This window comes from Sinorhizobium glycinis (genome assembly GCF_001651865.1).
In the GTDB taxonomy this organism is placed as follows: Bacteria; Pseudomonadota; Alphaproteobacteria; order Rhizobiales; family Rhizobiaceae; genus Sinorhizobium; species Sinorhizobium glycinis.
Genome location: NZ_LPUX01000055.1, coordinates 421,328 through 445,759 on the forward strand (window position 1 = coordinate 421,328; position 24,432 = coordinate 445,759).

At 63.9% G+C, this 24,432-nt stretch carries 19 protein-coding genes and 2 pseudogenes; 8 read left to right on the forward strand and 13 right to left on the reverse strand.

Annotation, left to right across the window (positions count from 1 at the left end; all coding sequences use genetic code 11):
* Nucleotides 1-9 precede the first annotated feature (9 nt).
* Nucleotides 10-1,491, reverse strand: a complete 1,482-nt coding sequence (xdhA, locus tag AU381_RS13320) for a xanthine dehydrogenase small subunit (protein WP_064242244.1) — start codon at nt 1,489-1,491, stop codon at nt 10-12.
* A gap of 6 nt (nt 1,492-1,497) precedes the next feature.
* On the reverse strand, nt 1,498-1,860 hold the full coding sequence (gene uraH / locus AU381_RS13325; protein WP_064242245.1) for a hydroxyisourate hydrolase: 363 nt from the start codon (nt 1,858-1,860) through the stop codon (nt 1,498-1,500).
* A 166-nt stretch (nt 1,861-2,026) separates the two neighbouring features.
* On the opposite strand from uraH, the gene puuE reads away from it, so the two are divergent.
* Complete coding sequence (gene puuE / locus AU381_RS13330) at nt 2,027-3,442, forward strand: allantoinase PuuE (protein WP_064242246.1); 1,416 nt, start codon at nt 2,027-2,029, stop codon at nt 3,440-3,442.
* Between the two features lie 306 nt (nt 3,443-3,748).
* Here the strand turns inward: puuE and AU381_RS13335 are convergent, their stop codons facing one another.
* The 7 genes from AU381_RS13335 to pobA all read right to left on the reverse strand — a co-directional run bounded on the left by AU381_RS13335 (nt 3,749) and on the right by pobA (nt 11,454).
* Nucleotides 3,749-5,041, reverse strand: coding sequence for an NCS2 family permease (locus AU381_RS13335; RefSeq protein WP_064242247.1), 1,293 nt, complete (start codon nt 5,039-5,041; stop codon nt 3,749-3,751).
* Between the two features lie 451 nt (nt 5,042-5,492).
* A complete protein-coding gene (locus tag AU381_RS13340; protein WP_064242248.1) occupies nt 5,493-6,209 on the reverse strand; it encodes an ABC transporter ATP-binding protein in 717 nt (238 codons plus the stop codon).
* Nucleotides 6,190-6,954 carry an ABC transporter ATP-binding protein gene (locus AU381_RS13345; RefSeq protein ID WP_064242249.1) on the reverse strand — a complete coding sequence of 255 codons (765 nt, stop codon included), beginning with the start codon at nt 6,952-6,954 and terminating at the stop codon, nt 6,190-6,192. The genes AU381_RS13340 and AU381_RS13345 overlap by 20 nt, the downstream gene beginning before the upstream one ends.
* Nucleotides 6,951-7,952, reverse strand: coding sequence for a branched-chain amino acid ABC transporter permease (locus AU381_RS13350; protein WP_064242290.1), 1,002 nt, complete (start codon nt 7,950-7,952; stop codon nt 6,951-6,953). Before AU381_RS13350 ends, AU381_RS13345 begins: the two co-directional genes overlap by 4 nt.
* 2 nt (nt 7,953-7,954) lie before the next feature.
* Nucleotides 7,955-8,821: a branched-chain amino acid ABC transporter permease gene (locus tag AU381_RS13355; RefSeq protein WP_015887358.1), complete on the reverse strand. Its 867-nt coding sequence runs from the start codon at nt 8,819-8,821 to the stop codon at nt 7,955-7,957.
* A 55-nt stretch (nt 8,822-8,876) separates the two neighbouring features.
* The gene (locus tag AU381_RS13360; protein ID WP_064242250.1) at nt 8,877-10,049 is read right to left on the reverse strand and encodes an ABC transporter substrate-binding protein; all 1,173 of its coding nucleotides are present in this window, start codon (nt 10,047-10,049) and stop codon (nt 8,877-8,879) included.
* Nucleotides 10,050-10,281: 232 nt separating this feature from the next.
* The gene (pobA, locus tag AU381_RS13365) at nt 10,282-11,454 is read right to left on the reverse strand and encodes a 4-hydroxybenzoate 3-monooxygenase (protein WP_064242251.1); all 1,173 of its coding nucleotides are present in this window, start codon (nt 11,452-11,454) and stop codon (nt 10,282-10,284) included.
* Nucleotides 11,455-11,615: 161 nt separating this feature from the next.
* On the opposite strand from pobA, the gene AU381_RS13370 reads away from it, so the two are divergent.
* Nucleotides 11,616-12,503, forward strand: a complete 888-nt coding sequence (locus AU381_RS13370; protein ID WP_064242252.1) for a helix-turn-helix domain-containing protein — start codon at nt 11,616-11,618, stop codon at nt 12,501-12,503.
* Nucleotides 12,504-12,578: 75 nt separating this feature from the next.
* On the opposite strand, the gene katG is transcribed toward AU381_RS13370, so the two are convergent.
* Together katG and AU381_RS13385 are read right to left on the reverse strand one after the other, a co-directional pair.
* Entirely contained in the window at nt 12,579-14,777 is a 2,199-nt protein-coding gene (gene katG / locus AU381_RS13375; RefSeq protein WP_064242253.1) for a catalase/peroxidase HPI, read from the reverse strand.
* Nucleotides 14,778-15,571: 794 nt separating this feature from the next.
* Entirely contained in the window at nt 15,572-16,300 is a 729-nt protein-coding gene (locus AU381_RS13385) for a GntR family transcriptional regulator (RefSeq protein WP_082909956.1), read from the reverse strand.
* 129 nt (nt 16,301-16,429) lie between these two features.
* Between AU381_RS13385 and AU381_RS13390 the strand changes: the two genes are divergently transcribed.
* The 6 genes and pseudogenes from AU381_RS13390 to AU381_RS29700 all read left to right on the forward strand — a co-directional run.
* Nucleotides 16,430-17,392, forward strand: a complete 963-nt coding sequence (locus AU381_RS13390; protein ID WP_064242255.1) for a tripartite tricarboxylate transporter substrate-binding protein — start codon at nt 16,430-16,432, stop codon at nt 17,390-17,392.
* A 74-nt stretch (nt 17,393-17,466) separates the two neighbouring features.
* Nucleotides 17,467-18,540, forward strand: coding sequence for a tartrate dehydrogenase (locus AU381_RS13395; protein ID WP_064242256.1), 1,074 nt, complete (start codon nt 17,467-17,469; stop codon nt 18,538-18,540).
* A 29-nt stretch (nt 18,541-18,569) separates the two neighbouring features.
* On the forward strand, nt 18,570-19,841 hold the full coding sequence (locus AU381_RS13400) for a glycerate kinase type-2 family protein (RefSeq protein ID WP_064242257.1): 1,272 nt from the start codon (nt 18,570-18,572) through the stop codon (nt 19,839-19,841).
* A gap of 40 nt (nt 19,842-19,881) precedes the next feature.
* Nucleotides 19,882-20,376: a tripartite tricarboxylate transporter TctB family protein gene (locus AU381_RS13405; protein WP_064242258.1), complete on the forward strand. Its 495-nt coding sequence runs from the start codon at nt 19,882-19,884 to the stop codon at nt 20,374-20,376.
* A gap of 12 nt (nt 20,377-20,388) precedes the next feature.
* Nucleotides 20,389-21,723, forward strand: a pseudogene (locus AU381_RS13410) (tripartite tricarboxylate transporter permease); the annotation flags it as partial.
* Between the two features lie 102 nt (nt 21,724-21,825).
* Nucleotides 21,826-21,996 (forward strand): annotated as a pseudogene (locus AU381_RS29700) (tripartite tricarboxylate transporter permease); the annotation flags it as partial.
* A gap of 119 nt (nt 21,997-22,115) precedes the next feature.
* Here AU381_RS29700 and AU381_RS13415 read toward each other — a convergent pair.
* Entirely contained in the window at nt 22,116-22,841 is a 726-nt protein-coding gene (locus tag AU381_RS13415) for a response regulator transcription factor (RefSeq protein ID WP_064242259.1), read from the reverse strand.
* A gap of 19 nt (nt 22,842-22,860) precedes the next feature.
* A complete protein-coding gene (locus tag AU381_RS13420) occupies nt 22,861-24,099 on the reverse strand; it encodes a GAF domain-containing sensor histidine kinase (protein WP_064242260.1) in 1,239 nt (412 codons plus the stop codon).
* Nucleotides 24,100-24,432 lie beyond the last annotated feature (333 nt).

Below are 24,432 nucleotides of genomic sequence, written 5' to 3' on the forward strand. Positions count from 1 at the left end.
TCCACCCTCCTAGACAGCCGCCGCGACAGCGCGGTCGATACGGACGTTTCGGGTTTCCTGCGTTTCCAGATAGAAGCGCCGCAGGAGGTTCTTGGCAACGAGCATGCGATAGTCCGCCGAGGCGCGCCAATCGGTCAGAGGCGTGAAATCCCGTTCGAAACCTGCAACGGCGGCGTTGACCGCCGTTTCGCCCCAGACCGAACCCTTGAGCCCCGCCTCGACATTCGATGCGCGCTTCGGCGTGCCGGCCATGCCGCCGAAGGCGATCGTCGCGTCCGCGACCCGGCCTTCGCCGTCGAGCCTCACCCGGAAAGCGCCGCAGACGGAGGAAATATCCTCGTCGAGCCGTTTTGAAATCTTGTAAACGGCAAATCGGTCAGCATCGCTCAGGAATGGAACCCGGACGGATTCGACGAACTCGCCAGGCTGGCGGTCCTGCCTGCCATATTCGATGAAGAAGGATTCGAGCGGTACAGTGCGTCGTTCCCCGCCCTTCCGTAAGGTCACGGTCGCACCAAGGGCGATCAGCGCCGGGGGCGTGTCGCCGATCGGCGAACCGTTGGCGATATTGCCGCCGATTGTCCCCATGTTGCGCACTTGCTCTCCGCCGATCCGATCCCAAAGCTCGCGCAATTGCGGGAAGCGGCGGACGATTGAAGGATAGGCTTCGGTGTAGCTGACGCCGGCGGCAAGCGTGATGCCGTCGGCGTCGACGGAAATCCGGCGCAGCTCCTCAAGATGGGAGAGGTGAACGACCGGCGCTATGTCGCGCATGAACTTCGTTACCCACAGCCCGACATCCGTGGAGCCGGCGACGATCGTCGCCTTCGGATTGGCCTCGAGGACGGCAGCAAAATCATCCAGCGAACCCGGCAGAACAACGCGTTCCTTTTCGCTGCCGATCTCGACGCGGCGGCCGTCCCTGAGTGCCGCAAGCTGCCGCGCGATCCTTTCGCGCTCGGCCACCAGCGGGTCCTTGCCGAGCTCGCCGATCGATGAAATCGCCTCAGCGGCGCGGATGATGGCGGCGTAGCCGGTGCAGCGACAGAGATTGCCCTGCAGCGCCTTCTCGATTTCCTGAACGCTTGGCTTGGGGTTCTCCATCCAGAGGCCGTAGAGCGACATGACGAAGCCCGGCGTGCAGAAGCCGCATTGCGAAGCGTGCGTGTCGACCATCGCCTGCTGCACCGGGTGAAGCGGACCATCAGGCTGGGCGAGCGCTTCCACCGTCACGACGTGACAGCCGTCGAGCGACGCGACGAACCGGATGCAGGCATTGACGGATTCGTATTTCAGCCTGCCGTCATTGAGGCGGCCGACGAGCACCGTGCAGGCGCCGCAGTCCCCTTCGGCGCAGCCTTCCTTGGTGCCGCGCAGATTGCGGTCGATGCGCAGGAAATCGAGCAGGGTCTGGACGGGCGAGACATCGGCAAGCTCGACTTCGCGCTCGTTCAGGCGGAAACGGATCGTATCGCGGATTTCGATCGTCATGGCCGCTCAGCTCCCGCGATAGGTGGAATAGCCGTAGGGCGAAAGCAGAAGCGGGACGTGGTAATGCGCGTCATGATCGGCGATCCCGAAGCGGATCGGGATGACGTCCAGGAACGGATTGGTGCGATCGGCGCCCAGATACTCGCCGGCGTGGAAGCGCAGTTCGTAAACGCCGCTCTCCATCGAGGCCCCGCTGAGCAGCGGCTCGTCGCAACGGCCGTCGCCGTTGGTGCGGGCAGAAGCGAGGCGCTCGCGCCACTCGCCATCCAGGCGGTAAAGCTCGATGCGCAGGTTCGCGGCAGGCTTGCCGCTTGCCGTATCCAGCACATGGGTCGTCAGGCGCCCGGCGTTTCCGCCATGAGTTTGCATGCGCGTCGCTCCTCCAGCTCACTCTCGACCAATGGAGTATCCGAAGCGGCGGCGCCTTTGTGTAGCGGGCCCGGGCTTCGAGACTTTCAAATTTTTCGAGGGGAATAAGCCTGCTTCATTGCCGGTACGAAGTGGCATCTACAGATAGTCTCAGGAGGAAAGTTGCATGAGATATCCCCGTGATCTCCAAGGTTACGGCCCTAATCCCCAGGTCATTTGGCCGAATGAAGCGCGGATAGCCGTACAATTCGTCGTCAATTACGAAGAAGGTGGCGAAAACTGCGTGCTGCATGGTGACCCGGCATCGGAAGCATTCCTGTCGGAAATCGTCGGCGCTCAAGCCTGGCACGGCAAGCGCCACTGGAACATGGAGTCGATCTACGAATACGGCGCACGGGCCGGTTTCTGGCGGCTGCACCGGCTGTTCACCGCCAGCCAGGTGCCGGTGACGGTCTACGGCGTCGCGACGGCGCTGAAGCGATCGCCGGCGCAGGTCGCCGCCATGCAGGAGGCCGGCTGGGAAATTGCCTCCCACGGCCTGAAGTGGATCGAGCACAAGGATTTCAGCGTCGAGGAGGAGCGCGCCGAGATCGCCGAGGCGATCCGGCTCCACACGATCGTGACCGGCGAACGGCCGCGCGGCTGGTACACGGGCCGCTGCTCGGAGAACACGCTCGACCTCGTCACCGAGGCTGGCGGATTCGACTATATTTCCGACTCCTATGCCGACGACCTCCCCTATTGGCACGAGCACGACGGCCGGCATCAGCTCGTCATCCCCTATACGCTCGACGCCAACGACATGCGCTTCGCGACCGCCCAGGGCTTCAACAGCGGCGACCAGTTCTTCAGCTATCTGAAGGACAGTTTCGATGTGCTCTATGCCGAGGGGAAAGCCGGATCGCCGAAGATGATGAGCATCGGCCTTCACTGCCGGCTTGCCGGCCGACCGGGCCGGGCGGCGGCGCTGGCGCGCTTCGTCGACTATGTAAAGAACCATGAGAAGGTTTGGCTCGCCCGCCGCATCGACATCGCCCGCTATTGGGCGGTGGCCTATCCGTTCCAGCCGAACGGCGATCGCCCGTCTCGGCTGTCCGAAGAGGCCTTCGTCGCCCGGTTTGGCGGAGTCTTCGAGCACTCGGACTGGATCGCCAAACGCGCCTTCGCAGGCGAGCTTTCTCCCGCCAGCGACACGGCGACCGGCCTGCACGCCGCGTTGACCGCGGTGTTTCGCGAGGCGAGCGGCGCGGAACGGCTCGCTGTTCTCAACGCCCACCCGGACCTTGCCGGCAAGCTCGCCCAGGCCAAGCGCCTCACCGAGAGTTCGACCAACGAGCAGGCCTCAGCCGGTCTCGATGCCCTGACGGACCGGGAACGCGAGCGCTTCACCGAGCTCAATGCGGCCTATGTCGAAAAATTCGGCTTCCCCTTCATCATTGCGGTCAGGGGCCGCAGCAAGGACGACATCCTCGCCGCCTTCGAGAGCCGGATCGGCAATGACCGCGACACCGAGTTCGAAACCGCCTGCCGGCAGGTGGAGCGGATCGCGCTGCTGCGGCTGCGGGACATGCTGCCGGGTTGAGCAGGCAAGACGACGATACTTCGCATGAAGATGGCCGGCTCGCGATATTGCGGGCCGGCCGTTTCGTACATCCCGGTAGTGCCAAGCGAACTTAGCTTGGACGTAGTCTCGGCACACACTGCGTTCATTGCTCGATTCAAAAAAGCCTTCCGAACCCCTCCCCAACCCCTCCCCACAAGGGGGAGGGGCTTAACCCGCCGCAACCGCCTGCCATTTCGGACCGTTGCATCTGGTGAAAAGGCGGCCACGAGAACGCGGGCCGTGCGGCATTGTAAGTCCCTCCCCCTTGTGGGGAGGGGTCTTGTCCTAGCCCCCGAAGAAGGCGAAGCGCACGACGAACAGGGCGGCGACAATCTGCGTGGCGGGATGGATAACGCTCCACTTGCCGGTGCAGACCTTCAGGATCACGTAGCTCACGAAGCCGAAGGCGAGGCCGTTGGCGATCGAGTAGGTGAAGGGCATGGCGATCGCCGTCAGGGCCGCCGGTGCCGCCTCGGTGAGATCGTCCCACTCGATCTCGGTCAGCTCGCGCATCATCAGGCCCGCCACGTAGAGCAGCGCCGGCGCGGTCGCGTAGGACGGGACGGCAGCGGCAAGCGGCGAGATGAAGAGGGCCGCGAGAAACAGCACCGAAATGGTGAGGGCCGTCAGCCCCGTGCGACCACCCGCCTGCACGCCGGACGCACTCTCGACATAGGCCGTGGTGCTGCTGGTGCCGATCAGCGAGCCGGCGATGATGGCCGAACTGTCGGCGAGCAGCGCGCGGCCGAGCCGGTTCGGCTTGCCTTCTTCGACAAGTCTCGCCCGCTTGGCGACGCCGATCAGCGTGCCGGTGGCGTCGAAGACCTCGACGAGCACGAAGACGAGGATGACATGAACGAGACCGCCGTGCAGCGCGCCCATGATGTCGAGTTGCAGGAAGGTCGGCGCGATGCTCGGCGGCGCGGAAACCACGCCTTTGAACTCGGAAACTCCGAGCAACATCGACAGCACCGTGACCACGAGGATGCCGATCAGGATGGAGCCCCGAACCTTCAGCGAGTCGAGCACGGCGATAACGAAAAAGCCGAGTATGGCGAGCAGTGGCCCGGTTTGCTTCAGGTCGCCGAGGCCGACCAGCGTTGCCGGATTGTCGACGACGATGCCGGCGTTCTTCAGCGCGATGATGCCGAGGAACAGGCCGATACCGGTCGCAATGGCGCTGCGCAGCGAATGCGGGATGCCGGCAATCAGCCAGCTTCTGACCCCGGTGACGGTCAAGAGCAGGAAGATCAGGCCGGAGATGAACACGGCGCCGAGTGCCTGCTGCCAGGTGAAGCCGAGGGCGGCGACAACCGTGAAGGCGAAGAAGGCGTTGAGGCCCATGCCGGGCGCCATGCCGATCGGCCAGTTGGCGACGAGCGCCATGACGGCGGAACCGAGGGCGGCCGCGAGACAGGTGGCGACGAAGATGGCGTCGCGATCCATGCCGGTGGTCGACAGAATGTCCGGATTGACGAAGATGATGTACGACATCGTCAGGAATGTCGTGAGACCGGCGACCAATTCCGTTCGGACCGTCGTGTCATGCGCTTTCAGCTTGAAAAGCCGTTCAAACATATTTCCTCCCTGAGACCACGGTGATCCTGGGTGAGCCAAGATCATGAACGTGATCGATCCTCCTAGATTGGAGCGGACAACCGCTCGCATTTTTCCTGAACCCGCTCTGGCAGCCGTCATCTCGACGCGGCCGAACGACTGGCCGGAAAGCTGCTCCTCCAACTTCCGGCCGTTCCCATTTCGATCGCGGCGTCCAAGCGTCGCGATCCAGGCCGTGCGGCCTCGCCGAACGGGAGTCCCCATGCAGCCCGACAATTGTGCGACGTCGCGCGCATGATCGCTAGCCGGCCATTTCGACGGCGCGTGCGAAAGACTTTCAAATTTTTCAAGGCATTCCGTCGGATTTTCCTGGGAAAATTGCCCCGCAGCCGACAACGCGGTCCAACGGCTTGTGCTGCAGCTCAGGGCGCGGAATTCATATGATCAATGCAGGCGAAAGCGGATCGGTTCGCTAATGCAACCCACCGACCCCCAGCAGCCGCTCGACGGCTGCGTGATCCTTCGAGAGCGAATCCGGGGTGCCGCTCCAGGCAATCCGGCCTCGCTCCAGGACGATGACCTGGTCGGCGAAATCGAGCGCGCTCTGGATGCGCTGTTCGACCAGCAGGATCGTCATGTCGCCGGTCCTGGCGAGTTCGGCGAAGGCCTTCATCAGTTCCTCGCAGATGACCGGCGCCAGACCTTCGAGCGGCTCGTCGAGGAGCAGCACGGAGGGCCGACCGAGGATCGAACGGGCGGTCGACAGCATCTGCTGCTCGCCGCCGGAGAGCTGCGACCCGAGGTTCCTGCGCCGCTCGTAGAGGCGCGGAAACATCTCATAGGCCTCCTGGAGTGCGCTCTTCGGACGGCCCTTGAGACCCACGAAGAGGTTCTCCTCGACCGTCAGCGTCGGAAAGACACAGCGTGCCTGCGGCACGAAACCCAGGCCATGCCAAGCGCGTGACGCGCTCGGCAGCGCCGTGACATCGGTCTCGCCCAACACGATGCGCCCGTCATAGCGGCGTGTCTGGCCGGCGAGCGTGGCAAGCAGCGTCGTCTTGCCCATACCGTTGCGGCCGAGCACGGCGAGCCGCGCGCCGGCCGGCACCGAAAAGGAGATCCCTTCAAGCACCCGCGTCGGTCCATAACCGGCCGACAGGTTCTGGACTTCAAGCGGCGTGGCCGGCATTGGCATAGCTCCCGAGATAGGCCTCGCGCACCCGCGCATCCCTGGTAACGTCCAACGGCGAGCCGTCGAAGATGATCGTGCCGGCAGCGAGCACGATGACGCGCTTGGCAAAACGGAAGACGAGATCCATGTCGTGCTCGATCATCAGCACGGCGAGATCGGCCGGAAGGTCGGCGAGCGCCTGCTCGATACGACCTGTATCGCTTTGCGGCACGCCGGCGGCCGGCTCATCGAGGAGCAGCACTCTCGGCTTCAGCGCCAGCGCCACCGCGATTTCCAGGAGCCGTTGCTGGCCATAGGCGATCTCGCTGACGCGCCGGTGCATCAGCTCGCTGAGACCAAGCTTGCCGAGCAGTCCGGCGACCTCCGCCATGACTTCGGGCATGGCAAGGAAATGGCCGAACATGCGGCCCGCACGGCCGTCACGCTGCAACACCGCAAGCGCCACGTGCTCGGCCGACGTCATCTCCTGGAAAAGGCGCGTCACCTGGAACGAACGCACGAGGCCGCGCCGCACCCGCCCGGTCGCGTCGATGCGCGTCACGCTTTCGCCGCCGATCAGGACGTCGCCGGAGTCCGGCGTCAGGTTGCCGGTGACGAGGTTGACGAAGGTGGTCTTGCCGGCGCCGTTCGGGCCGATCAGCGCGACGCGGTCGCCCGGCGCCATGGCGAGGCTGACGTCGTTGGTGACGGCGAGGCCGCCGAAGGCGCGTTTCAGGCTGCGGACTTCGAAGATCGTGCTCATCGGCCCGCCCCCCGCCGTCTGGCCGCGAGACCGGCGACCGTGCCGTAGAGACCTTTCGGCGCGAAGAGCACGACGGCGATCAGAAGCGCCCCGACCATCGTCAGCCAGTGGAACGGATTGGCGGCGGAGACGATATCCTCGAAGAACATGAAGACGATCGTGCCGGTGAGCGCGCCGAAAAGCGAGCCGGTGCCGCCGAGCACCAGCATGACCAGGCTCTCGGCCGACAGCGTGAAGGAAAGGCTGTCGAGGCCGACAACCTGGGTGGAGATGGCGTTGAGCGTGCCGCCCGCGCCGGCAACCGCGCCGGAAATCACATACATCTTCATCAAGGCCAGCTTCGGCGAGGCGCCCATGGCGCGGATGCGGATCGGGTCCTCCTTGACGCCGCGGCAAAGCATCCCGAAGGGCGAGCGGACAATGAGCCGCAGCAGCGCGAAGACGACAGCAAGGAGAATGATGCCGAGCACATAGGCGGTGCGGCCCCAAAGATCGAATTCGAAATAGCCGAGCAGCGGATCGGGCGCGATGCCGGCAAGCCCGTCGCTGCCGCCTGTCCACGCGGAGGCCTTGTTGGCGAATTCGTGAAACAGATGGATGAGCGCGATCGACAGGACAAGTTGCGGAAGCCCATGCGCCCGCAGGATGACGATACCGCAGACGAGCCCCGCAACCGCGCCGCCGAGAATGCCGCAGGCAAGCATCAGCAGCGGATCGGTGATGCCGAAATGCACTGCGGCAATGCCGGACGCATAGGCGCCGCTGCCGAAGAGCGCAGCATGGCCGAGCGTCGCCACGCCGCAATAGCCGGTGACGAGGTCGAGGGAGAGAACTAGAAGCGCGATCGCGGTCATGCGGGTGAGCAGCGCGAGGTTGTTGGGAAACAACAGGTAACCGAGCACGGCCAGCCCGAGGATCACCGCCAGACCGGCGAGGTCGCGGCCGCGCTTGCGCCCCTTGCCTTGGGCGCCCGCCAGCGCATCGTTCATGGTTGCCATGGTCATTGTCCCGCCCTTCCGGCAAGGCCGCGCGGAAAGACGCAAACGATGGCGATGACCGCAAGGTAGAAGAAGAATTCGCCGAACTCCGGCACGAGGTAGCGGCCGGCCGTGTCGATGCCGCCAAGCAGCAGGCAGGCGACGAGCGCGCCCGGTATCGATCCTGCCCCGCCGACGGACACGACGACCAGGAACGTCACCATGTAGCGCAGCGCGTAATAGGGCTCGACCGGCAGCAGTTCGGCGCCGACGACGCCCCCCAAGGCTGCGAGACCGACCGCGACCGCGAAGCTCACCGCATAGACGATCTCGGTGCGGACGCCGAGCGCAGCCGCCATCGCCGCGTTGTCGACGGCGGCCCTGAGCTTCACGCCGAAGGCCGTCTTCTCGATCAGGTACCAGAGGGCAACCGCCACGCCGAGACCGCAGCCAATAGCGAAGATCCGATGCGTGGCGATCGACCGGAAGCCGAGATCGACCGATCCCTGCAGCGCCGGCGGCAGCGGGACTGTCTTCAGCGTCGGACCGAAGACGTAGTTGGCGATGCCGATGATGCAGAAGGTGATGCCGATCGTCATCAGCACTTGGGTGAGTTCAGGCGCGCCGTAGATGCGTCGGTAAAGCAGGCGCTCGATCGGAACGGCGATGACGATCGTTCCGAACACGGCAAGCAGCACCGCAAATCCGTAGCCGAGACCCAGGTCGCGCGCCGCGTAGGAGGCAATGTATCCTCCGATCATGGCGAAGGCGCCATGGGCCAAGTTGACCACCCGCATGAGGCCCATGGTGACGGAAAGACCGATCGAAATCACGAACAGCACCATGCCGTAAGCGAGTGCGTCGACTGCTATACTGAAGACTGTTTGCATGACCCACCCTGTTTCAGAGCGGGGCCGGCGGCCCCGCATCCAATTCGCCAACCGGTTACTTCATCGCCGCAAGACCGGGATCGCCCTGCTTCTCGAAGGTCGCGATCTCCTTGTTGTAATAGGAGCCGTCCTCGGCCTTGGCGACTTCGCGCAGATAGATGTTCTGGGTGATATGGCGGGATTCCGGATCGATCGATACGGGACCGCGCGGGCTCGTCCAGGAAAGTCCCTTGACCGCATCGACCGCCTTCTCAGCGTCCTGCTCGCCGCCCGTCGCCTCGATCATCTTGTAGATGACATGCATGCCGTCATAGGCACCGACCGAGGGGAAGGAAAGCTCGGCCGGGTTGCCGATCGCCTTCCCGGCCGCCTCGACAAAGGCCTTGTTCTCCGGCGAATCGTGCGAGACCGCATAGTGGAAGGTCGTCTGGATGCCGAGCGCGGCTTCGCCAAGTGCCGGCAGGTCGGATTCCTGCGTCAGGTCACCCGGCGCGAAGAACTTGATGCCGGCATCCTTGAGCCCGTTTTCGTTGAAGGCCTTGACGAAACCCAGCGTCGTCGGACCGGACGGCAGGAAGGCGAAGAGCCCTTCGGCGCCCGAATCCTTGACGCGCTGCATGATCGGCGAGAAATCATTGGTGGCAAGCGGCATACGGATCGCCTCGACGATCTGGCCGCCCGCCGCCTCGAACCCCTTCTTGAAGGCGTTCTCGGCATCGACACCCGGTCCGTAGTCGCTGACCACCGAAATGACCTTCGAGACGCCGGCGTCCTTCGCCACTTTGGCCATCGGCGTCGATGTCTGCCAGAGCGTGAACGAGGTGCGCACGACCAGCGGGCTCTTGGTGACGATCGCCGAGGTTGCGGCATTCATGATGACCAGCGGCACATTCGCCTGCTCGAGAAGCGGCGTCACGGCCATTGCGTCGGGGGTGAAATAGAAGCCGGCGAGATATTGCACGCCCTCCTTGACGACGAGCTCCTGCGCCAGCGCCTTGGACTGCGCCGGATCGGGCTGCGGCACGTCCCGGTAGATGATTTCGAGGTCGTCGTCGCCGACCTTGCTGCCGTTCAGCGCCTTATAGGCGTCGATGCCGGCCTTGAAATTCTTGCCCTGCAGCGCGAACGGACCGGAAAACGGCCCGATGACTCCGATCTTGATCGTGTCGGCGTGGGCTGTCCCGGCAATTGTGAGTGCCGCCAGCGCGGCGAGAATAGTCCGTTTCATGTTTCCTCCCCACGACGTCCGGCTCGCTCCCGTCCGGCGCCGTCTAATGATCAATTGTATTTCTTGATCGCCGTCAGTTTGACATGTGGAACGATGTTGAAAAATGAAAGATAACCCGCTCCACATAACTTTCTAGTTATGAATCGGCCCTTCAAGGAACGCCCGGCAATGGGTAGCCCTCCCACGTTGGTGGCCCCGATCGCTTCCGCCGGCTTCGGCACGAACGGATACGTCAAAACGGCAGCCCGACATAGTTCTCTGCGAGCGCCGTCGCGGCGGCTCGCGAATGGGTGAGATAGTCGAGTTCGGCCTCCTGGATCTTCTGGTCGAAGTCGCTGGTGTCGGGAAAGCGGTGCATCATCGTCGTCATCCACCAGGAAAAGCGCACCGCCTTCCAGACACGCGCCAGCGCCCGGGCCGAATAGGAGTCGACGCCGGCGTTGGAGCGATCCTGGTAATGTTCCAGCAGGCCCTCGAACAGGTAGTGCACGTCGCTCGCGGCAAGGTTCAGCCCCTTGGCTCCGGTCGGCGGCACGATATGGGCGGCATCGCCCACCAGAAACAGTCGATTGAAGCGCATCGGCTCGGCGACGAAAGAGCGTAGCGGTGCGATCGATTTCTCGAAGGATGGCCCGGTCACGACCCGTTCGGCGTGATGGACCGGCAGACGGCGCCGCAATTCGTCCCAGAAACGCTGGTCGTCCCAATCGTCGAGCTTTTCGTCGAGCGAGCACTGGATGTAGTAACGGCTGCGGCTCAGCGACCGCATCGAACAGAGCGCAAAGCCGCGCGGGTGGTTGGCGTAGACCAATTCGTGATCGACGGGCGGCACGTCGGCAAGGATGCCGAGCCAGCCGAAGGGATAGATCTTCTCGAAGGCGCGGACCGCCCGGTCCGGCACAGACCTGCGGCTGACCCCATGAAAACCGTCGCATCCGGCGATGAAATCGCAATCCATCCGATGCGTTACACCATCTTTCTCATATGTGACGTAAGGCGCGTAGCCATCGAACTCGCATGGCGTGACGTTTGCGGCCTCGTAGATCGATAACGCGCCGGCGGCTTGACGATGATCCATGAGGTCGCGGGTAAGCTCCGTCTGACCGTAGATCAGCACCCGCTTGCCGCCCGTCAGCCCGGAGAGGTCGATGCGGTGGTCGCGGCCGTCGAAGGCGAGCGAGAACCCCTCATGCGGCAACCCCTCGGCATGCATGCGAGCCCCGGACTGCGCCTCATCCATCAACCGGACCGTGCCTTCCTCCAGAACACCGGCGCGAACCCGGCCGAGGATGTGTTCCTTGCTGGCGCGGTCGAGGATCAAATTGTCGATCCCTGCCAGGGTGAGCAATTGCCCGAGCAGGAGCCCGGACGGCCCGGAACCGATTATGACGACCTGCGTTCGCATGGACCCCCTCACCTGAAGCACCGTATCGGCGGCGATGCCGCCTTCCCCGTCCGCTCCAAAACTGACTTTTGTCAGGAAGTTTGCGCGTCGCAGGCACTTGCCTCAATGGACATTTCCGCCAACTAATTGGACTTATCGAACATCCACGCTGCGTGAACCCGATGAAACGACCCGTCCCGACCTACGAGCTTTACGGAGAGGAATCCGGCGAAAGGCCGGATTTCTGGCTGCATTGCGAGACGATCCCCTCGCGCAGCCGTCTGCATCATTGGGAAATCGGCCTTCATCGCCACGAGAGCTTCTTTCAGATCCTGTACATCGCCAAGGGCTCGGGCGATGCCCTGTTCGGCGACAAGCTGCAGTCGATTTCACCGCCGGCGGTGATCACCATCCCGCCCGCAGTCAGCCACGGGTTCCGCTTTTCCCCCGACATCGACGGTTTCGTTTTCACGGTGCTCGCGTCGCATCTGCCAATTGCGCCGGGTAGCCGCAACCGTCTCGGGACCTGGCTGGCGACCCCTCGCCTGACGCCGCTCGGTCGGAGCGAGGACGGCCGCTACATTGCCGAGACGTTGCAGCGCCTGGCCGAGGAATGGGAAGCGCGACGCCGCCACCGCACCGGCCTGCTCGATGCCTATCTCACGACGGTGCTGGGGCTGACGGCGCGGCTCACCGAAATACCCCTCGCCAACGAGTCGGCCGGGGACAGCGAGAACGAGCGGCGCATGGAACGCTTCGATGCGCTGCTGCGGCAGCATTGTCTGGCGCACCGCCCGGCGGCCTTCTATGCCCGCGAGCTCGGCCTGTCGCCGACTCATCTCAACCGTGTGGTCCGCGCGATGTCCGGGCAGAGCGTGCACGAAGTGATTGCCGGACGGCTGCTCGAGGCGGCGCGGCGCGAACTCGTCTTCACCCGGGCGAGCGTACAGGAAATCAGCTTCCGCCTCGGCTTTTCGGACGCGGCCTATTTCTCCCGTTTCTTCGTCCGTCACGTCGGAACGACGCCGCGGGCGTGGCGGATCGCGGAGCGGCAAAAGCTCGGTGTGTAAGAGTGCATGGGCGATCTCGCCCAATTAAAAAGGGCGCGGCTGCGAGACGGCCGCGCCCTTTCATTTGAGCTCGGATCAGACGAGATCGAAGCGGTCGGCGTTCATCACCTTCGTCCAGGCCGCCACGAAATCGCGCACGAACTTTTCCTGCGCGTCGCTCTGACCGTAGACCTCGGCAAGCGCTCTGAGCTGCGAGTTCGAACCGAAGACGAGATCGACGCGGGTAGCGGTCCACTTGATTTCGTCCGTATTGCGGTCGCGTCCCTCGAAGACGTATTTCGACTCCGGAGAGACCTTCCACGCGGTGCCCATGTCGAGCAGGTTCACGAAGAAATCGTTGGTGAGCGTCTCGGGGCGCGTCGTGAAGACGCCATGCTGGGATTGCGCGGTGTTGGCGTTCAACACGCGCATGCCGCCGATGAGAACCGTCATTTCCGGCGCGGTCAGCGTCAGAAGCTGGGCTCTGTCGATCAGCAGTTCCTCGGGCGAAATCAGATAGTCGCCCTTCTGGTAGTTGCGGAAGCCGTCGGAGATCGGTTCCAGAACGCCGAAGGAGTCCACATCGGTCTGCTCCGGCGTGGCGTCGGTGCGGCCGGGCGCAAAGGGAACCTCGATGTCGTGCCCAGCGTTCATCGCGGCCTTCTCGATGGCCGCAGAACCGCCAAGGACGATCAGGTCTGCGAGCGACACCTTCTTGCCGCCGGACCCGCCGTCGTTGAACGCCTTCTGGATGCCTTCGAGCGTTTCGAGCACGGTGGCGAGCTGCTCCGGCTGGTTGACCTCCCAATCCTTCTGAGGCGCGAGACGGATTCGCGCACCGTTCGCCCCGCCACGCTTGTCGGAACCGCGGAAGGTCGATGCCGACGCCCAGGCGGTCGAGACCAGTTGGGAGACCGACAGGCCGGATGCAAGAATCCTCTCCTTGAGATCGGCAATGTCCTGGCCGTCGACCAGGGGGTGGTCGACGGCAGGGACCGGATCCTGCCAGATCAGTTCTTCTTCCGGAACTTCCGGGCCGAGATAACGCACCCGCGGACCCATGTCGCGGTGGGTCAGCTTGAACCAGGCACGGGCAAACGCATCCGCGAACTGATCCGGGTTCTCGAAGAAGCGCCGCGCAATCTTCTCGTAGGCAGGGTCGAAGCGCAGGGCAAGGTCGGTCGTCAGCATGGCCGGCGCGTGCCGCTTCGACGGATCGTGCGCATCCGGAACGGTCGCGGCACCGGCGCCGTGTTTCGGCTTCCACTGATGCGCTCCGGCCGGGCTCTTGGTCAGTTCCCATTCGTAGCCGAACAGGTTCCAGAAGAAGTTGTTGCTCCACTTGGTCGGCGTCGTCGTCCAGGTGACTTCGAGGCCGCTGCCGATCGTATCGGCCCCCTTGCCGCTTCCGAAGCTGCTGGTCCAGCCGAAGCCCTGTTCCGCGATGTCCGCGCCTTCGGGCTCGACACCGACATGCGAGGCTTCGCCGGCGCCGTGGGTCTTGCCGAAGGTGTGGCCGCCGGCGATGAGCGCTACGGTTTCTTCGTCGTTCATTGCCATGCGGGCGAAGGTCTCGCGGATGTCGCGGGCGGCGGCAAGCGGATCCGGGTTGCCGTTCGGTCCTTCCGGATTCACATAGATCAGGCCCATCTGCACCGCCGCGAGGGGCTTTTCGAGGTCGCGCTCTGCCGTGTAGCGCTTGTCGGCAAGCCAGGTATCCTCGGCACCCCAATAGACGTCTTCCTCGGGCTCCCAGACATCGGCGCGGCCGCCGGCAAAGCCGAAGGTCTTGAATCCCATCGACTCCAGGGCAACGTTGCCGGTGAGGATCATCAGATCGGCCCAGGAGATCCTGTTGCCGTATTTCTGCTTGATCGGCCACAGCAGCCGGCGCGCCTTGTCGAGGTTGACGTTGTCCGGCCAGCTGTTGAGCGGCGCGAAACGCTGCTGACCGGCGCCTGCGCCGCCGCGGCCGTCTCCGGTGCGGTATGTGCCAGCGCTATGCCAGGCCATGCGGATGAAAAGCGGACCGTAATGACCGAAGTCGGCCGGCCACCAATCCTGCGAATCGGTCATCAGCGCGTGGAGGTCCTTCTTCAGGGCCTCGAGATCGAGCTTCTTGAACTCCTCGGCATAGTTGAACGCCGTGCCCATGGGGTCGGACACGGAAGAGTTCTGATGGAGGATCCTGAGGTTCAACTGGTTCGGCCACCAGTCCCGGTTCGACCTCCCGCCACGGGCCGTGTGGGTGTGCGCCACCGGACACTTGCCCGCACTTTCGACCTTTGAATCCATAATTCTCTCCATTGTGCTTGCTTGAATTGGGCCATCCGGAGGAAGTCAGCCAATTAGGCCAAAAAGGCTGGGGCGTCGCTCGTCCCGGGTGGTGGACGTCAGAGCTGGCCGCCGACGGCTGTGCCAGCAGCTGCATCTTCAGGCACCATATCCAAGCCGTTCGATTAGTTTAAGTTGGAATTTCCGATTGTCGCGATAAGCTGATGTTATCGCAGGATCGGTCACCGCGCAGTTTGGCGCCCCAACTCTAGGACCTTAGTCCCGGGTGGCAGGACCAAAGGTCTTAGGCCGGTTGCCGAGTGATTTCTCGCAAGACATACTCGACGACGAGCACATGCGGAACAACGGCTATCCCCCCGCCGCCGCCGTGCGACAATCCCGGAGCGGTCGCCAATCGCCCCTTCACCGCTCCGGGACTTCACTGCCGAGCTTTCTTTTTGAGGTACCCGATGAAAACCGAGAAAATGAGAAAGCTCATTGAGGACTGCCGAAGAGATCTATGGGACTATTTGTCTTCCGACAGCGGTATCAGCGACCGGGAGATAATCATCACCCTGCTCAATCGGCTCGATGGACCGCAGGCAAAGGACGCGCTGGGGGAGGACTCCGATTGGCGACCGAGGCCCGAGGAACGAAAGACCGGCGAGCGTACGGGCCCTGCTCAGAACGAAGCCAGGCTCAGAATCATTCTCAATCGTCGCGCAAGAGGATCGGCGCGCGCCTGACGATGTCTAGGATGGCAGCGAATACGGCATCGCCGGCGCGCCCATCCGGACCGGCTTCGTCTCGGCTGCTCACAGAGAAGAAAAATTCAGCCGCCTGAGGATCGGTACGAGTTGATCTCTGGCCCGCCGGCGGTGGGCTCGGGCGGCGCTGCCGGCAGCGATTGGATCGGCTGCCTCGATCGCATGGATGATCTGCCGATGCTCGATCACAGACTGCGCGGGCGGGGGCCGCATGTTGAGGGTCAGGCGGCGTGCCCTGTGTGACTGACCGGAGACCGTGCCTGCCAGCCGTCGGATGCGTCCGTTGCCGCAGCGCGCGACAAGCGCGTCGTGAAATGCCTCGTCCGCATCTGCCCAGGCGTCCATGTCGCCCGCATCCAGGGCGAGTTCCATGCGTTCGGTCAGATTCTCGAGTTCTTGTACGACTTCGGAAATCGCGTCGCCCCCCTCAAGTGCGAGCCTCTCGGCAGCCGCGCCTTCAAGTCCGATGAGAATGTCGTAGATTTCCAACAGGTCGGCCGGCGAAAGACCTTTGACGAGGATGCCTCGCCGCGGAAGGATTTGCACGAAGCCTTCTTCCTGCAGGCGGGCCATCGCCTCGTGAACCGGTGTCCGGCTCATTCCGAGTCGCGCCGCGATCTCGACTTCCGTGGCCTGGAACCCGACCGGAATTTCATTCGTGAGGATGGCGTTCCGCAGGAAGCGATAGGCGGCGTCGGCGCGTGCTTCGGCCCCGGCCGGCGACTCGTCCGCCCCGCGCACACCTTCAATCTTCTGATCTTTGGAACCTGGTTTCATCTATGCGGGTCTCCTTGACGCGCATCATTGACAAAAGATGCGGCCCGTGTCTAGATGCACTCCATCTTGCATGCAAGCTTGCACGCAAGGCTAATCGGACGGTCGCCAGCCGTCTCAAGGGAGGAAACGATGAGGAAAATACTTACGGCAGCGCTCGCAGCCGTCTCGATGGCAATAGCGGCACCCGCCTTTGCCCAGGAAGACTACCCAACCAGGCCGATCACGATACTGGTCCCGGCAGCCGCCGGCGGCCCGAGCGACACGGTCGCACGCCTTGTCGCCGAGGCCATGAGGGCCGATCTCGGCCAGCAGGTCCTGATCGAAAATGCAGGTGGTGCAGGCGGCTCGCTCGGCAGCGGCCGCGTGGCGGCCGCGGAGCCGGATGGCTATACGCTCCTTCTCTACCATATCGGCGTCTCGACCTTTGGTGCGCTCTATCCCGATCTCGCCTACAAGCCGGGTGAAGCCTTCGACCCGGTTGGCCTGGTCACCGAGGTGCCGATGACCGTTGTCGGCAGGAAAGACCTGCCGCCGGGGGACATGACAGAGCTTCTCGGATACCTCAAGGGTGAAGGCGCCGGCGCAACCTTCGGAACGGCTGGCGTCGGCGCCGTCTCCGATCTTTGCGGCCGACTGCTCGTCGAAGCGACCGGTGTCAAGCTGACGGTCGTGCCCTACAAGGGCACCGGCCCGGCCATGACAGACCTCGTCGGCGGCCAGATCGACCTGATGTGCGACCAGACCACCAATACCGTCAACCAGATCAAGGGCGACGAGATCAAGCCCTATGCGGTGACCACCAAGGAACGCATCCCGGTACTGCTCGATGTACCGACAATCAGCGAGAGCGGCGTGAAGGACTTCGAGATCACCGCCTGGCACGCGATCTGGGCACCGAAGGGCACGCCCGAACCGATCCGCCAGAAACTTTCCGCGGCGCTTCAGAAGGCGCTTACGAGCCAAACAGTGATCGAGCGTTTTGCATCTCTCGGAACCGTACCGGTTCCGGCGGAGCTCGCGACACCAGCGGCGCTGGACAAGCGGTTTCAGTCCGAAATCGAGCGCTGGAGCAAGCTCCTCGCCGCAAACTAACCTCTCACCTTACCCACGGGTCGGCACCGTATCGTGATGGATGCGGTGTCGCTTACTCAAAAAGGACCGAATCCATGCAGCACTACAAGATCGCGGCAATCCCGGCCGACGGCATCGGGCCCGAAGTCATCGCGGCCGGTCTCCAGGCCCTGGAGGCTCTCGAGCGGCGCGAAGGCACCTTCAAGCTCGACGTGACCATGTTCGACTGGGGGTCGGACCACTACAAGAAACACGGCGTGATGATGCCGGCCGACGGCCCGGACAGGTTGAAGGGCTTCGACGCGATCTTTTTCGGCGCCGTCGGTGCCCCCGACGTCCCGGATCACATTACTCTTTGGGGTCTCCGGCTGCCGATCTGCCAAGGCTTCGACCAGTATGCGAATGTCCGGCCGACCAAGGTTCTTCCGGGCATCGCCTCGCCGCTGGCGGGCGTCGGTCCCGGTGATCTCGACTGGGTGATCGTCCGCGAGAACTCGGAGGGCGAATATTCCGGCATCGGCGGCCGGGCGCATCGTGGCCACCCCGAGGAGGTCGGAACGGAAGTCGCGATATTCACCCGCACCGGTGTCACCCGCATCATGCGTTACGCCTTCAAGCTGGCGCAGTCACGGCCTCGCAAGCTGCTCACGGTCGTCACCAAATCGAACGCCCAGCGGCACGGCATGGTGATGTGGGACGAGATTGCCGCGGAGGTTGCGCAGGAATTTCCCGATGTGACCTGGGACAAGATGCTTGTCGACGCGATGACTGCGCGCATGACCCTGAAGCCGCGCAGCCTCGACACGATCGTTGCGACGAACCTCCATGCCGATATCCTCTCCGACCTCGCCGGCGCGCTTGCCGGGAGCCTCGGCGTGGCGCCGACAGCCAATATCGATCCGGAACGGCGCTATCCCTCCATGTTCGAGCCCATCCACGGCTCGGCCTTCGACATCACCGGGAAGGGCATTGCCAATCCGGTCGCAACCTTCTGGACGGCCGCCCAGATGCTCGCTCACCTCGGCGAGGCGGCAGCGGCGGCGCGGCTGATGCAGGCGGTGGAAGCGGTCACCGGCGCCGGAATCCTGACGCCTGACGTCGGCGGCAAGGCGACGACGCAGGAAGTGACGGACGTGGTCTGCGAAGCAATCCGCCGCTCCAACATCTAGGTATTCGGGCCGGACGAGAGGGAGCTTCGATGCAAGCCTCAACATTTCCCCGATCCGCGGCAAAGGCGCTTCTCCTCGACCTCTTCCAGGCGGCCGTGCGGAGTGCCGATCCGTTGCGGGTACTGCCGCAGTTCTTGCCCGACAAGCCACCCGGCCGCTGCGTGGTTGTCGGTGCGGGCAAGTCGGCCGCCGTGATGGCAAAGGCGGTCGAGGAGGCCTGGCCCGATGTCGATCTGTCGGGTTGTGTCGTGACACGTCACGGCCATGCCGTTGCCACGAAGCGGATCGACGTGATCGAGGCCGGGCATCCCGTGCCGGACGCAGCAAGCTTCGAAGCCGCCCGGCGGATCATGGCAAGCGTCCGATCGCTCGGTGAAGGCGATCTCGTCCTGGCCCTGATTTCGGGCGGCGGATCGTCGCTGCTTGCCATGCCGGTCGAGGGCCTGTCGGAAGGCGACAAACAGGCCGTCAACCGTCTTCTCCTCGCCTCCGGTTTCGGCATCGCCGAGATGAACGCCATCCGTCGGCGGCTTTCCGCCGTCAAGGGCGGGCGGCTGGCGGAAGCGGCGCGTCCGGCAAGGGTCGTCACGCTGGCGATATCGGATATCCCCGGGGACGACCCCCTGGCGATCGCCTCCGGCCCGACGGTCCACGACCCTTATCGGCACCTCGACCTTGCTTATCTTGCCGAAAGACTCGGCCCTGACCTGCCCCAGGCGGCCAAAGCCATACTGTGCAAGCCTGCGATAACCGAAGCGCCTTGGGAGGCCGACTTCCGGCTGATCGCAACGCCGATGATGACGCTTCAGGCCGCCGCGTCCGCCGCCGGGCGCGCGGGGGTGAAGCCAGTGATCCTTGGCGATGCACTCGAGGGCGAGGCGCGCGAGGCGGGCAAGCTGATGGCTGGCATCGCAAAATCCGTGGGTATCCATGGCCAGCCCGCCGCACCACCGGTCGTGCTGCTCTCGGGCGGCGAGACGACCGTATCGCTGTCGGGTGCCAGATCGGGCCTCGGCGGTCGCAACACCGAGTTCCTGCTCTCAATGGCGCTCGCGCTCGATGGCGACCCGTGCGTCTACGCCCTTGCTGCCGATACCGATGGCATCGACGGCAATGCGGAAGCGGCCGGCGCCGTGATCGCGCCGGACACGATCCGTCGGGCCGGGGCCGCGGAGGACGTGAAGCGCCTGCTAGACGATCACAACAGCTACGAGCTTTTCGAGCGACTCGGCGACCTCGTGGTGACGGGCCCGACCCTCACCAATGTCAATGATTTCAGGGCGGTGCTCGTGCTGCCGTAACCCCCATGGCCTCGGGCCGCTGTTACTCTGGGAGGAGAAAATGGCCGAATTCAACAACCTTCAACCGAACCGAACGCGATCGCGTCCGGACTTTCTCGCCGGTCTGACCTTTGTCGCGATAGCGGTAGTCTTCGGCTGGGGAGCAACCGGCTACGAGATGGGCCAGCTGATCGCCATGGGACCGGGTTTCGTGCCTCTCTTGCTGTCGATCATGCTCGGGGCTCTGGGCATTGCGCTCGCCGTATTCGGCCGCAGCGAAAGCGTCGATGCTCCGGGCGCCCTGCCGTGGCGCGGTGCGGCGCTCGTCTGCGTCTCCCTGGTGCTCTTCGGAGCCTATAGCCGTGACCTCGGTCTTCTGCCCATCGTATTCCTCTGCGGCTTTCTGACCGCGCTGGCGTCGCCTCAGAACTCGATCGTTTCGGCGGGATGGATCGCAGCGGCGCTGTCGCTGCTTTGCTGGCTGGTCTTCAAGGTCGGCCTCGGCCTCTCGCTACCTCTTCTCGGGCCTGTGTTCGGCTCCTACCAGATCTACTGAGGAGCATTGCCAATGGAACTTCTTTCCCATCTCGCGCTCGGCTTCGAGACGGCGTTCACCATCCAGAACCTGCTCTGGTGTTTCGTCGGCGTATTGTTGGGGACGCTGGTCGGCGTGCTTCCGGGCATCGGCCCGACGGCGACCATCGCCATGCTCCTGCCGATCACCTTCACCTTCTCCCCGGTGACGGCCCTAATCATGCTGGCCGGCATCTATTACGGCGCACAGTATGGCGGATCGACCACCGCGATCCTCATCAACCTGCCCGGCGAATCCTCCTCCGCAGTCACGGCGATCGACGGCTACCAGATGGCGCGCAAGGGACGTGCCGGGCGCGCGCTCGCGACTGCGGCGCTGGGCTCTTTCTTCGCCGGCTCCTTCGCAACGCTGGTGCTCGCCGTCGCTGCGCCGCCGCTCGCCCGCGTAGCGCTGAACTTCGGCGCGGCCGAGTATTTCTCGCTGCTCGTCCTCGGACTGCTGGTCTCGATCTCGCTCGCCCATGGATCGGTGCTTAAAGCGCTGGCGATGATCGCGCTCGGCCTGCTCCTCGGCACGATCGGCCAGGACGTCACCAGCGGCACGCCGCGCTACACGATGGGCTACCAGGAACTCTTCGGCGGCGTGAACTTCGTATCGCTTGCGGTCGGCGTCTTCGGCGTCGCGGAGATCTTCAAGAATCTGCAATCGCTATCGGACCGCGAGGTCGGCGTGAGCCGCGTGACCAACCTCTGGCTTACGGGCAAGGACTTGCGCCGCATCGCCATGCCGGTCCTGCGCGGCACAGGGCTCGGCTCGGTGCTCGGAATCCTGCCGGGCGGCGGCCACGTGCTCGCCTCCTTCGCGTCCTACGCGGCCGAAAAGAGGCTCTCGAAGAACCCGCAGGAGTTCGGCCACGGTGCGATCGAGGGCGTGGCTGGTCCGGAGAGCGCCAACAACGCTGCGGCCCAGACCTCGTTCATCCCGCTGCTCACGCTCGGCATTCCGGCCCATCCGGTGATGGCGCTGATCATCGGCGCGTTCATCCTGCAAGGAATCACACCCGGCCCGACCGTCATCGAGGATCAGCCGGCGCTCTTCTGGGGCATCATCGTCTCCATGTGGATCGGCAACATCATGCTCGTGATCCTCAATCTGCCGCTCATCGGCCTTTGGGTGAAGATGCTGACGATCCCCTATCGCGTGCTCTTCCCGGCGATCGTCGTCTTCGCCTCGATCGGCTGCTATTCGATCGACGGAAATCCCTTCGACGTCTACGCGATCGCCGTTTTCGGCGTCCTGGGCTACGTGCTCATTCGGCTCGGCTGCGAACCCGCGCCGCTCCTCCTCGGCTTCGTTCTGGGGCCGCTTTTAGAGCATTTTGCAGTCAGGTGGAATCACCTGACGTCGCACAAATGCGGCAAAAACAAAGGTTTAGAGCGGCGACGCGAACGTATGTGAGCGCATCCCGCTCTAGAGGAAAATCTGCGCCGGGCGATGATCATTTCCCATGGCGATCCGACGACCTTCGTGACCCGGCCGCTCTCGGCGGCGCTGCTTGCGCTCGGGCTCATGTGCATTCTCGTCGCCGCCCTGCCGCACATCCGCCGGAAGCGCAACGAGGTCTTCGTAGAGGAGGACTAGCGCCGGCCGGACTCGATAGGCAATCCGCTCCGATTTGCTGGCTTGGACCCTTCGATGTTCCTATGGCCCCAGTCGCGGCGACCTCAAAGGTCATCGCCCGCGAAAGCCGGAAGCGTCGCTCACTTTGGTTCCTTCAGCCAGTCTTGCAATTCCGCCTCTGCTCTCTCCAGGGCATTGTAGTTCAACAGCTTGCGCAAGAGGGCAATGGTGACGGCGCGCGCCCTCAGGTTGAACCGGCTGTCGAGCTGATCGTCGGCAGCCGCCTGGTAAACGTCCAGCTTGTCGTAGAGTTGCTGCAACCGGTTCTGGACGCTGCGCAGCGACAGGCTTCGGCGTCTGGCAATTGCCCGGTCCGTCAATCCGAGGGCGATATCGACGAGGATCTCATATTCCGAATCGGTGAGGCTGTTGGCGTGGCCGATGCTTTTCTGTTGCAAGCCGCGGACCTCGCGATCGATCACGCACTGGCTCTCGACGAAGATTGAACGGAGGGCCAGCTTCAGTCGCTCATCGGAAGCGGACTTCAACACGTAGCCATAGGCCGCTCCGTCCGGGACGATACGCGAGACGCCGCGGACATAGGCCTCATCGGAGTAGTTCGACCAGAAGAGGATGCGCGTGTCCGGACGCTCTTTCCAAATGGTCCGCGCCGCTTCGATCCCGTTGCGGGTGGTCATCTGCAGGTCCATGACGATGTGGGCGGACTTGTGGTCACGGGCGAGCCGCTCGCCGACGATCCCGTTTTCCGCCTCGATCACGGTGTCGCATTCGGGCAGCGCCGAACAGACCGCCTCATGCAGGTAGGAGCGATGCAGCGGGTCGTCTTCTACGATCAGAACCTTCATCGCCGGTCCTCCTCTCTCATCACTGGACTTCCGCATCGGCTGCGAGCTCGCCGAGCGGCAGCAAGACCGTAACCATCGTGCCGCGATTGTCACGCCGTGGACCGATGGCGAATTTCGCCGAAATGAGCCGCGCACGCGTCTTCATGCTGTCGATGCCGCCTCCGATGCGCCCACGGGCTTTGGGAAATCCGCGCCCGTCATCCGATATCTCGATCGCGAGCTGGCCTGCTTCGAGCCGAAGCTTGACGGTGATCGCCGATGGCTGGGCGTGACGAACCGCGTTGTTGATCGCTTCTTGCGCTATGCGGAAGAGAGCGACGCTCACCGTCGGCTCCAACCGTTCAAGTGCCCCTGCAGTCTCATCGGCGACTGCCCACTCGATCGGCATGGCACTGTCGCGGACGGACCGGTCGAGATGGTTCTCGACCGCCTGAGCGAGGCCGAAGAGCTGCAAGACAGAGGGAGTTGCCTGCTCGATGATCTGCCTCAGGTCCTGCATGCAATGGTGCAGGCCTCGCGAAATGGGATCGAGTGCCTCGCCGTTCAGCTCGCTCGACCGAGCCAGTCGGTCGATGCGGCGCGACAACCGCGTGAGGTCGGCAAGCGTCTGATCATGGAGGTCCATGCCGATGCGTTGGCGCTCCTGCTCCAGGGCTTCGGTCAACTTCAGGGCACCCTGCCTCAGCCCTTCCTCCCGCGCCCGCGCCTCCGCCTCGACGATGGCCAGTCGCTGCGCCTGTTCGGCGGCGTGCAGGGCAAAGAAATAGGGCGCCAGCAGGTCGGCGATAATCCGCGCCCGGTCGACGTCCTCCATGGTGTAGATTGCCGGAGCCTGCGATGAGCAGCTGAGGGCTGCGATGATCGTGCCCTGCACCTTCATCGGCACATGCAACCGGCTGCGGAGAGATTGCTCGATGATCGGCCGCTTGAATGCCCCCTCGAAGTGGAAGCGCTGATCGTTGATCGCATCGTCGGTGAGCATATAGTCGACTTCGCCCCAAAGGAGGGATCGGATTGGACTGCTGGCGACCGGCGTCGAGGCGACGTTTCCCCAGGCGGTGTCCATGCCCGTTTCGTAAGCCGTGTGGTAATTGCCGCCCACCATCAGGATACAGACGTCGAGATGGTCGTGCGGGATGATGTGCGCCACCTCCGCCGCCACGGCGCGGATTGCGGAGCGGAAATCGAGCTGGCCGGCCAGCAGCCGGGATATACCAAGATAGTGGTCGACCAGGGCGGCCGGCGCGATGTGCGGCATGTCCGCAGTTCCTCCCGCGATCGCCTCCGCCTGCTCTACGCGTCGACCGCATCCTCCATTAAGCGCTCGACGGGGCGTCCACGTCCTGCATAAACCCGCACTCCCTGTTGCAAAAGCCCGCAAACGCCTTGCCGTCTGCTGCCTGTACAGGCCGCCCATTCTGCCTCATCCTGCCCTTACTGAGAGGAGGAAGCTCAGTGCAAGAACTAAATTCTGCCATCCGCGCCTACTGCATGTTTCCTGAGATCGTAGCTGATTCATATGTGGACGCCCCCTATGGCAAGGGCTTTTTGTCGGGTGGTTTGATCGGTTGCTTTCATATGTCCGGCCTGT